At 70.6% G+C, this 9,090-nt stretch carries 11 protein-coding genes; 6 read left to right on the top strand and 5 right to left on the bottom strand.

Annotation, left to right across the window (positions count from 1 at the left end; genetic code table 11):
* The first annotated feature begins 24 nt into the window (after positions 1–24).
* Genes BLP62_RS04590 through BLP62_RS04610 form a run of 5 tightly spaced genes read left to right on the top strand, consistent with a single transcriptional unit; the run spans position 25 to position 3,962 of the window.
* Complete coding sequence (locus BLP62_RS04590) at positions 25–882, top strand: branched-chain amino acid ABC transporter permease (RefSeq protein ID WP_093006309.1); 858 nt, start codon at positions 25–27, stop codon at positions 880–882.
* Entirely contained in the window at positions 879–1,778 is a 900-nt protein-coding gene (locus tag BLP62_RS04595; RefSeq protein ID WP_093006311.1) for a branched-chain amino acid ABC transporter permease, read from the top strand. The genes BLP62_RS04590 and BLP62_RS04595 overlap by 4 nt, the downstream gene beginning before the upstream one ends.
* Positions 1,771–2,496 (top strand): ABC transporter ATP-binding protein, encoded by a 726-nt coding sequence (locus BLP62_RS04600; protein ID WP_093006313.1) that lies wholly within the window; start codon positions 1,771–1,773, stop codon positions 2,494–2,496. Before BLP62_RS04595 ends, BLP62_RS04600 begins: the two co-directional genes overlap by 8 nt.
* Complete coding sequence (locus BLP62_RS04605) at positions 2,493–3,197, top strand: ABC transporter ATP-binding protein (RefSeq protein WP_093006315.1); 705 nt, start codon at positions 2,493–2,495, stop codon at positions 3,195–3,197. Before BLP62_RS04600 ends, BLP62_RS04605 begins: the two co-directional genes overlap by 4 nt.
* A 9-nt stretch (positions 3,198–3,206) precedes the next feature.
* Positions 3,207–3,962 carry a 3-hydroxybutyrate dehydrogenase gene (locus tag BLP62_RS04610; protein ID WP_093006317.1) on the top strand — a complete coding sequence of 252 codons (756 nt, stop codon included), beginning with the start codon at positions 3,207–3,209 and terminating at the stop codon, positions 3,960–3,962.
* Here the strand turns inward: BLP62_RS04610 and BLP62_RS04615 are convergent.
* From BLP62_RS04615 to BLP62_RS04635, 5 genes are read right to left on the bottom strand one after another with little or no spacing between them, the layout of a single operon-like run.
* Positions 3,959–4,789 carry a CoA transferase gene (locus BLP62_RS04615; protein ID WP_093006319.1) on the bottom strand — a complete coding sequence of 277 codons (831 nt, stop codon included), beginning with the start codon at positions 4,787–4,789 and terminating at the stop codon, positions 3,959–3,961. The genes BLP62_RS04610 and BLP62_RS04615 overlap by 4 nt on opposite strands.
* Entirely contained in the window at positions 4,761–5,489 is a 729-nt protein-coding gene (locus tag BLP62_RS04620; protein ID WP_093006321.1) for a 3-hydroxyacyl-CoA dehydrogenase, read from the bottom strand. Before BLP62_RS04620 ends, BLP62_RS04615 begins: the two co-directional genes overlap by 29 nt.
* A 10-nt stretch (positions 5,490–5,499) precedes the next feature.
* Positions 5,500–6,654 (bottom strand): thiolase family protein, encoded by a 1,155-nt coding sequence (locus BLP62_RS04625; RefSeq protein ID WP_093006323.1) that lies wholly within the window; start codon positions 6,652–6,654, stop codon positions 5,500–5,502.
* Positions 6,639–7,739, bottom strand: a complete 1,101-nt coding sequence (locus BLP62_RS04630) for an acyl-CoA dehydrogenase family protein (RefSeq protein WP_093006340.1) — start codon at positions 7,737–7,739, stop codon at positions 6,639–6,641. Before BLP62_RS04630 ends, BLP62_RS04625 begins: the two co-directional genes overlap by 16 nt.
* 38 nt (positions 7,740–7,777) lie before the next feature.
* Positions 7,778–8,713 (bottom strand): GGDEF domain-containing protein, encoded by a 936-nt coding sequence (locus tag BLP62_RS04635; protein WP_176758140.1) that lies wholly within the window; start codon positions 8,711–8,713, stop codon positions 7,778–7,780.
* A 59-nt stretch (positions 8,714–8,772) separates the two neighbouring features.
* Between BLP62_RS04635 and BLP62_RS13500 the strand changes: the two genes are divergently transcribed.
* Positions 8,773–9,090, top strand: a 318-nt coding sequence (locus tag BLP62_RS13500) for a transposase (RefSeq protein WP_244880375.1), incomplete at its 3' end; no start/stop codon positions are given.

Below are 9,090 nucleotides of genomic sequence, written 5' to 3' on the forward strand. Positions count from 1 at the left end.
AGGCCCTGGCCCAGGGAAAGGACCATGGAGCTTCTCCTGCAAACCTTCCTGAATGGCGTGCTGATGGCCGGGGTCTACGCCCTGGTGGCCACGGGCCTCGCCCTCTCCCTGGGGGTGGTGGGCATCGTCAACTTCGCCCACGGAGAATTCCTCATGCTCGGGGCCTACCTCTCTTACCTCCTCTTCGCCTTCTGCGGCGTGGACCCCCTCCTCTCCCTGGGCCTCGCCTTTTTGGCCGCCTTCCTGGTGGGCGGGCTGACCTACCGCGGCCTGATCCGCCCGGTGCTCAGGGCCCCGGAGCTCAACCAGATGCTCCTCACCTTCGGCCTCTCCGTATTCCTGCAGAACCTGGCCCTCCTCCTCTTCGGGGCGGACACCCGGGTGGTGGCCCCGCCCTACCAGGCGGCCACCCTCGCCCTGGGCCCCTTCTTCCTGGGGGCGGTGCCCCTTGGGGCCTTCCTCCTCTCCTTGGCCCTCCTCCTCGCCCTCCACGCCTTCCTCACCCGTGCGCCCCTGGGGCTTGCCATGCGGGCCGTGGCCCAAAACCGCCTCGCCTCAGGCCTTCTGGGCATTGAGGCCGAAGGGGTCTACCTCCTCACCTTCGGCCTCTCGGCCGCCCTGGCCGGGGTCGCGGGGGTGATGCTCTCGGTGATGCTCTACGCCAGCCCCACGGTGGGCTTCCTCTTCACCCTGAAGTCCTTCGCCATCGTGGCCCTGGCGGGGCTTGGGAACCTGAAGGGGGTGCTCCCGGCGGCTTTGGTCCTGGCCCTGGCCGAGGCCCTGGTGAGCACCTACGTCCCCGGGGGCGGGGGGCTGGTGGAGGCCGTCTTCTTCCTGGTGCTCTTCCTGGCCCTGGTGGGCCGGGCCTGGAGGGGGGCATGAGGGGAGTCTTCGCCTTCCTCCTCCTCTTCGCCCTCCTCCCCTTCCTTCCCCTCGGGGTGTGGCGGGCCTTCCTCCTGGACGTGGGGCTTTTCGTCCTCCTCTTCACCGCCTTAGCCCTCTCCTGGGACCTGGTGGCGAGGACCGGCCAGCTCTCCCTGGCCCACGGGGCCTTCTTCGGCCTCGGGGCCTACGGCACGGGCCTTCTCCTGCCCCACGTGGGCACCCTCCCCGCCCTGGCCCTGGGCGCCCTCCTCGCCGGGCTCGGCGCTCTCCTTTTGGGCTCGGTGACCCTGAGGCTCCACGGCCTCTACTTCGCCATCGCCAGCCTGGCCTTCAGCGAGGTGCTCCGCACCCTGGCCCTGAAGCTTCCCTTCACCGGCGGGCCCATCGGCCTCCCCGTGCCCCCGCCCTTCGGGGGCGGCCTGCCCTTGGCGGGCTACTACCTGGCCTTCGCCGTCCTCGCCTTGGCGGTGGCCCTGAGCCTCTGGGCGGAGAAAAGCCCCTTCCGCCTGGCCCAGGCCGCCTGCCGGCAGTCGGAGGCGGTGGCCCGGGTCCTGGGGGTAAGGGTGGTGCGGGTGAAGCTCCTCTCCCTCTTCCTGGGGAGTCTGGTGGCGGGGCTTTCCGGAGGGGTCTACGCCATGAAGGCCCTCTTCCTAAGCCCCTATGAGGCCTTCAGCCTGGCCCGGGCGGTGGAGGCCCTGGTGATCCCCATCTTCGGGGGCCTCTACACCACCCTGGGGCCCCTCCTGGGCGGGGTGGTCCTGGTGGGGCTGGAGCAGGCCCTGAGGCTTTGGATCCAGGAAGGCTACTTGGTGGTCTACGGGGCGCTCCTCGTCCTCGCCATCCTCTTTCTGCCCAAGGGCCTCCTCGGCCTCCTGGGAGGTCGCCGTGGCTAGGGTCCTCGAGGTCCAAGGGGTCAGCAAGCGCTTCCTGGGCCTCCAGGCCCTCAAAGGGGTGAGCCTCGGCCTGGAGGAGGGGGAGATCCTCGCGGTGATCGGCCCCAACGGGGCGGGAAAGAGCACCCTCCTCAACGTGATCTCGGGCCTCCTCCGCCCCGATGCCGGAAGGGTCCTCCTCCTGGGGGAAGACGTCACCCACCTCCCCCCCGAGGCCCGCACCCACCGGAGGCTGGGCCGGGCCTTCCAGATCGTGGAGCCCTTGCCCGAGCTCTCCGTGCGGGAGAACCTCCTGGTGGGGGCCCTCTTCGGCAAGCCAAGGACCTCCAAGCGGGAGGCCGAGGCCTGGGTGGACCGGGTGCTGGAGCTCACCGGGCTGGCCCCCAGGGCCGAGGCCTTGGCCTCGGAGCTCACCCTCCTCGAGGACAAGCGTCTGGAGCTCGCCCGCGCCCTGGCCACGCGGCCCAAGGTCCTCCTCCTGGACGAGGTCATGGCGGGGCTTCGGCCCAAGGAGGCCCAGGAGGCGGTGGAGATGATCCGGAGGATCCGGAATAGCGGGGTCTCCATCCTCTTCATTGAGCACCTGATGCCCGTGGTCAAGGCCCTGGCCGACCGGGTGGTGGTCCTGGACCACGGGGAGAAGATCGCCGAGGGCGCCTACGAGGAGGTGGCCCGGGAGGAGCGGGTGCGGGAGGCCTACCTGGGGAGGCGGGCATGAGGCTGGAGGTCCAGGCCCTGGAAACCGGCTACGGCAAGGCCCAGGTCCTCTTCGGCGTGGACCTGGGGGTGGAGGCAGGGGAGCTCGTGGCCCTCCTCGGGGCGAACGGGGCGGGCAAGACCACCCTCCTCCGCGCCCTCTCCGGCCTCCTCCGCCCCTGGAAAGGCCGTGTCCTCCTGGACGGGCAGGACCTTAAGGGCCTTTCCCCGGCAAGGAGGGCCCGGCTGGGCCTCGGCCACGTCCCCGAGGGGAGGCAGCTTTTCCCCCTCATGACCGTGGAGGAAAACCTCCGGCTCGGGGCGGCCTTCCTCGCCCCCGGGCGGGAGAAGGAGGGGTACGAGAGGGTCTACGCCCTCTTTCCCCGGCTCGCCGAGCGCAGGCGGCAGCTCGCGGGGACGCTTTCCGGCGGGGAGCAGCAGATGCTCGCCATCGGCCGGGCCCTCATGGGCTTTCCCCGGATCCTCCTCGTGGACGAGCCCTCCTTGGGCCTCTCCCCAAGGCTCGCCGAGGAGGTGCTCCTGGCGCTGAAGGAGGTGGCCCGCGGGGGGGTGGGGGTGCTCCTCGTGGAGCAGAACGTGGCCCTCTCCCTGGAGGTGGCGGAAAGGGGCTACGTCCTGGAGCACGGCCGCGTGGTCCTGGAGGGCCCCGCCCAAGCCCTGGCCCAAGACCCGAGGGTGCGGGAGGCGTACCTTAGCCTATAGGAGGCCCATATGGGAGCGTTTTCGGGAAGGACGGTCCTCGTCACCGGCGCGGGAAGCGGCATCGGCCTGGCCATGGCCAGGGCCTTCGCCCGGGAGGGGGCGAGGGTTCTGGTCCACGACGTGCGGGACGCCTCGAGGCTCGCCGAGGAGCTCGGTGGGGTCTTCCTCCAGGCGGACCTCGCCGACCCCAAAGAGGTGGAGGCCCTGGGCAAGGAGGCCGCGGCCATGGGCGTGGACATTCTGGTGAACAACGCCGGCTTCCAGCACATCGCCCCCGTGGAGGAGTTCCCCCTGGAGGTCTGGCAAAGGATGCTCCAGGTGATGCTCACCGCCCCCTTCCAGCTCACCCAAGCCCTCCTCCCCGGGATGAAGCGAAGGGGCTGGGGCCGGATCCTGAACATCGCCAGCATCCACGGCCTGGTGGCAAGCCCCTTTAAGAGCGCCTACATCTCGGCCAAGCACGGCCTCCTCGGCCTCACGAAGACGGTAGCCCTCGAGGCCGGGCCCTATGGCGTCACGGCGAACGCCATCGCCCCCGCCTACGTCCGCACCCCCCTGGTGGAGGGCCAGATCCAGGACCAGGCCAAGACCCTGGGGATCCCCCCCGCGGAGGTGGCGGAGAAGGTCTTCCTGGCCCAGGCGGCCATCAAGCGCCTCATCGCGCCCGAGGAGGTGGCCGAGCTCGCCCTCTTCCTGGCCTCGGAGAAGGCCAGCGCCATCACCGGGGCCGTCTTCCCCATAGACCTGGGCTGGACGGCCCGCTAGCGGACGGCCCTGAGGGGGAGGCCCTCCTCCCTGGCCCAGGCCTCCCAGGCCCGGGCGGGCCTTTGGGCGAAGAAGGCGCAGAGGGCCCCGTAGAGGGGGTTTTCCGGGGAGGCGGGGCTGAAGGCGGCTTCCAGGAGCTTGGGAAGCCCCGCCTTCTGGCAGAAGCGGGCCCAGAGGTGGGGCTCGAGGGCGGCGAAGGCCACCTCCCCCTCCCTCGCCCGGTAGACCCCGTAGCAGAGGACCGAGCCGTCCAGGAAGGGGATCGGCGGGTAGGCGATGGACTTCACCGCCTCGGCGAGGGCCACCTCGTAGAACCCGCCCCCCAGGAGGAGGCCCTTGAGGGCGGCGAGGGCCAGGGCGTAGGCCCCCGCCAGGTCGGCGAACTGGAAGGCCCGCCAGGGGAAACGGCCCAAAAGCCCCGCCTCGGCCAGGTAGGTGAGGTCGTGGCCGGGGTCGGGAGCGTCCCGGTAGCCCCGGAGGCGGACGTAGACCAGGCGGGGGTTCTCGGCCAGAAGCGCTTCGGGCCCCAGGCCGAGCCTCTCCATCGCCCCCGGGCGGCTGGACTCCAGGAGAATGGCCGCCTCCGCCACCAGGCCCAGAAGCCGCGCCCTTCCCTCCTCCGCCTTCAGGTCCAGGACGAGGACCTCCTTCCCCCCGTTCAGGAAGCGGTAGGCCTCGGGGGCGAGGGCCTTCAGGGGGTCCCCCCCTGGGGGCTCCACCTTGAGGACGGGAAAGCCCATCTCCAAGAGGAGCTTCCCCGCCAAGGGCCCGGGCAAAAGCCGGGTGAGGTCCAAGACCTTACCGGGGGGCCATGCGGAGGGCGCCATCCAGCCGGATCACCTCCCCGTTCAGCATGGGGTTTTCCAGGACGTGGAGGACCAGGGCGGCGTACTCCTCGGGGCGGCCAAGCCTCGAGGGAAAGGGGACCTGGGCGGCGAGGGAGGCCCTGGCCTTTTCCGGAAGCCCCTGGAGGAGGGGGGTGTCAAAGAGGCCCGGGGCGAGGGTGACCACCCGGATCCCCCACCCGGCGAGCTCCCGGGCCGCAGGAAGGGTGAGGGCCACCACGCCCCCCTTGCTCGCCGCGTAGGCCGCCTGGCCGATCTGCCCCTCAAAGGCGGCCACGCTGGCCGTGTTCACGATGACCCCCCGCTGCCCCTCGGCGTCGGGAGGGTTTTCCCGCATGGCCCAGGCGGCGAGGCGCAAAACGTTGAAGGTGCCGAGGAGGTTCACCTCAAGAACCCTCCGGAAGCTTTCCAGGCCGTGGGGGCCCTCTTTGCCCAGGATCTTCTCCGCGAGGCCGATTCCGGCGGCGTTCACCACGGCGAAGAGGGGGGCCTCCTCTTGCGCCCTCGCCACCGCCTGGGCCACGTCCTCCTCCCGGGTCACGTCCCCTTCCACGTAAAGGAGGTCCTCCTCCCCCCGCCTGAGGTCCAGGACCACCACCCGGTAGCCCCTCGCCTTCAAGGCCAGGGCCGCGGCCCGCCCAAGCCCTGAGGCCCCACCCGTCACCAAGGCGCTCCGCTCCATCCTTCCCTCCTTATAGCCTCTGGATCACCGTGGCCGTGGCCTGGCCGTGGCCGATGCACATCACCTGGAGGCCGAACTCGCCCCCCCGGCGCTCAAGCTCATGGAGGAGCTTGGTCATGAGCACGGCCCCCGTGGCCCCCAAGGGATGCCCGTGGGCGATGGCCCCCCCGTTGGGGTTCACCTTTTCGGGGTCCGCCCCAAGCTCCCGCAGGAAGGCCAGGACCACGCTGGCGAAGGCCTCGTTGACCTCTATGACGTCCACGTCCCGCAAGGAAAGCCCCGCCCGCTCCAGGGCCTTTTTCGCGGCGGGGATGACCTCCAGAAGCTGCAGGGTAGGGTCCCCCGCCACCACCACCCGGGCGAGGAAGCGGGCCCTGGGCCTTAGGCCCAAGGCCAGGGCCTTTTCCCTGTCCCCGAGGAGGAGGGCCGCGGCGCCGTCGGAGATCTGGCTGGAGTTCCCCGCGGTCACCACCCCCCCTTCCCGGAAGACGGGCTTCAGGGCGAGCATCTTCTCGTAGTCCACATCGGGGCGGACCCCCTCGTCCCGGGTGAGGAGGAAGGGCCTCCCCTCGGCGTCCAGCCCCTCCAGGGGGAGGATCTGGGCAGAAAACCGCCCCTCCTCCGTGGCCCGGGCCGCCCTTTTGTGGGAGAGGTAGCCCCACTCGTCCAGCTCCTCGCGGCAAAACCCGTAGCGCTCGGCGATCCGCTCGGCGCTTTCCCCCTGGTGGACGAGCTCGTACCTCTTCCCAAGCTCGGGGTTCAGGGTGTGGAAACCCCCGCCGATGTCCGAGAACATGGGCACCCGGGTCATGCTCTCCACCCCGCCGGCGATGGCGAAGTCCACATCCCCTGCGGCGATGGCCTGGGCGGCGAAGTGGACGGCCTGCTGGCTGGAGCCGCACATGCGGTTGAGGCTCACCGCGGGCACCTCCTGGGGAAGCCTGGAGAGGAGCACCGCAAGCCGCCCCACGTTCGCCCCCTGCTCCCCCACCTGGGTCACGCACCCCGTGACCACGTCCCCGATGAGGCCCGGGTCTACGCCCGTCCGCTCCAAGAGGGCGTCCAGGACCTTGGCGTAGAGGGCATCGGGCCTGTAGGCCCTCAGGGCCCCGTTCCGCTTGCCGATGGGCGTGCGCACCGCCTCGAGGATCACCGGCTCTCCCATCTTCCCCTCCGAATCAGCTCCCTGAGCACGATCACCCGCTGGATCTCCGAGGTCCCCTCGTAGATCTGCAGGACCTTGGCGTCCCGGTAGAGCTTGGCCATGGGGTACTCCTCGGAGTAGCCGTTGCCCCCAAAAACCTGCAGAGCCTCGGAAACCCCCCGCACGCAGGCGTCGGCGGCGAAGGCCTTGGCCATGGCCGCCTCCAGGGCGCTCCCTTCCCCTCTTTCCGCCAGGTCCGCGGCCTTGTGGGTGAGGAGGCGGCTGGCCTCGAGGTCCATGGCCAGCTCCGCCAGCTTGAACCCCACCCCCTGGTGGGCCCAAAGGGGCTTGCCAAAAGCCTCCCGGGTCTGGGCGTACGCCAAGGCCTCGTCCAAGGCCCGGCGCAAAAGCCCCACGGCCATGGCCGCCACCATGGGCCGGGAGCGGTCAAAGACCCGCATGGCCAGGAGAAAGCCCTCCCGGGCGATCAAGGCCTCCTCGGGCACGAAGACCCCCTCCAAGGCCACCTCCGCCGCCGGAGAGGCCTTCTGTCCCAGCTTGGGCAAGGGGGGGCCCACCCAAACCCCCTCCCCCCGCTCCACCAAAAAGGCGGCGATGCCCTCCCGTCCCTCGGCCACCCTGGCGAAGACCACGAAAAAGCGGGCCTCGGGAGCGTGGCTGATCCAGGTCTTGCGCCCGTGGAGGCGAAACCCTCCCGGAACCCTCTCCGCCCAGGTGCGGAGGGCGGCCACGTCGGAGCCGGCATGGGGCTCGGTGAGGGCGTAGGAGGCCACCTCCTCCTTGAGGCGGGGGAGGAAGGCGCGGGCGTAGGGGCTTCCCGAGAGGAGCAAGGCGTCGGCCACCAGGTTGTTGAGGAGGAGGGCGGCGGCCACCCCCGCGCAGGCGTAGGCGAGTTCCTCCGCCACCAAGGCCAGGGCCTTGGGGCCAAGCCCCACTCCCCCCAAGGCCTCCGGCACCCCCAAGACCGGAAACCCCAGGACGGCCGCTTCCTGAAAAAGCTCCTGGGGAAAGCGCCCCTCCCGGTCCAGGCGGGCCGCCTCGGGGAGGATGCGCTCCCGGGCGAACCGCCTGGCCAGCTCTTGAATGGCCTTCTCCACGGACAAACCACCTCCCTTTCCCAGGCTCAACCCCCACGACCCCGTTTCTTTCCGTACATGGCCTGGTCCGCGGCCTGAAGGACCTCGGCCAGGTCCTGCCCCTGAACGGGGGCAAAGCCCACGGACACCCCCGGGAAGCGGGCCCGCACCCGGGCCTCGAGGGAGCCCCCGTCCCCTAGCCCCAGGTGAAGGCCCACGAACTCATCCCCGCCGATGCGGTAGAGGGCGTCCCCCTGCCGGGCCTCCTCCCGCAGGGCCCGGGCAAAGGCCACCAGGTGGGCGTCCCCTGCGGCATGCCCCTTTTGGTCGTTGATCTCCTTGAGGTTGTCCAGGTCCCAGAGGGAGAGCAGGGAAAACCCCTCCCGGGCCGCAAGGGCCTGGAAGCGGGGGAACTCCCGTTCCAGGGCGCGGCGGTTGGCCAAGCGGGTGAGGGGGTCGGTGAGGGCCTCGCCCTCCACCAGCCTTTGCAAGGCCTCGAGGCGGTCCACCAAGATCCCCACGCTAAGACCCCCCACGCTGGCCAAGAGGGTGCCTCCCGCAAAGACAAAGCGCACCTCCGCCTGGGGCCAGGGGGCCAGGAGGACGTAGGCCAGGCCGAGGAAAAGCCCCGGCCAGCCCCCAAAGGCGGCCAAGGCATAGGCCCCCACCGTGTAAAAGCCCATGACCCCCAGGCGCCAGGCCCCTTCCGGAAGCCCGCGGACCACGGCCTCCGGCGGGGCCACCAGGCTCAGGAGGGCGGTGAAGACCGCCACGCCCAGGTGCAGGGCCACCGCCAAGCGTTCCCGCCCCGTGCGCTTACCCCAGGCGTAGGCCAAGGGGAGCGCAGTCCAGTAAAGGAGGGTGCTCCAGACCATCACCGCGCCCCCGTACAGGAAGACCACGGGGAGCCAGACCGCGGGGACCCAGGCCAAACGCCAGTAAAGGCGGCCCAGCGTCGGCCAGAGGCCTGGGCTTGGGCTCATGCCTCAGTATACGGGGCGGCCCCCCGCCTGGGCTTGCCTTGCAAAGGTCAGGAGGACGGGTGTATATCTCTCTCCTGATGGGCAAGCGAGGCTTCCTTCGCAGGGAGGCAAGCCCCAAGGAGGTCCTGGAACACTGCCTGCGCCTGGCCCGGGAGGTGGCCCCTCCCACCCCCAAAGGCAAGCGGGGCCGCCCCTGGCGCTACAGCCACGCCCTTTACCTGGCCCTCCTTCTCTTCCGCGCCTTCTTCCGCCTCACCTACCGCGAGACGGAGGCCTCACTCCAGGACCTGATGGAAGGGCCTTTCCCTTCCCACCAGTCCCTGGCCCGCTACGCCCTCAAGCACCTGGACCCCAAACTCCTTGAGGCCCTCCTGGAG

It is taken from the genome of Thermus arciformis, from assembly GCF_900102145.1.
Lineage (GTDB): Bacteria > Deinococcota > Deinococci > Deinococcales > Thermaceae > Thermus > Thermus arciformis.

Bases quoted from the DNA above. Each gene is read 5' to 3' on its own strand.
- BLP62_RS04590 (WP_093006309.1), top strand. From the start codon at position 25: ATGGAGCTTCTCCTGCAAACCTTCCTGAATGGCGTGCTGATGGCCGGG.
- BLP62_RS04595 (WP_093006311.1), top strand. From the start codon at position 879: ATGAGGGGAGTCTTCGCCTTCCTCCTCCTCTTCGCCCTCCTCCCCTTC.
- BLP62_RS04605 (WP_093006315.1), top strand. From the start codon at position 2,493: ATGAGGCTGGAGGTCCAGGCCCTGGAAACCGGCTACGGCAAGGCCCAG.
- BLP62_RS04610 (WP_093006317.1), top strand. From the start codon at position 3,207: ATGGGAGCGTTTTCGGGAAGGACGGTCCTCGTCACCGGCGCGGGAAGC.
- BLP62_RS04615 (WP_093006319.1), bottom strand. From the start codon at position 4,789: ATGGCGCCCTCCGCATGGCCCCCCGGTAAGGTCTTGGACCTCACCCGG.
- BLP62_RS04620 (WP_093006321.1), bottom strand. From the start codon at position 5,489: ATGGAGCGGAGCGCCTTGGTGACGGGTGGGGCCTCAGGGCTTGGGCGG.
- BLP62_RS04625 (WP_093006323.1), bottom strand. From the start codon at position 6,654: ATGGGAGAGCCGGTGATCCTCGAGGCGGTGCGCACGCCCATCGGCAAG.
- BLP62_RS04635 (WP_176758140.1), bottom strand. From the start codon at position 8,713: ATGAGCCCAAGCCCAGGCCTCTGGCCGACGCTGGGCCGCCTTTACTGG.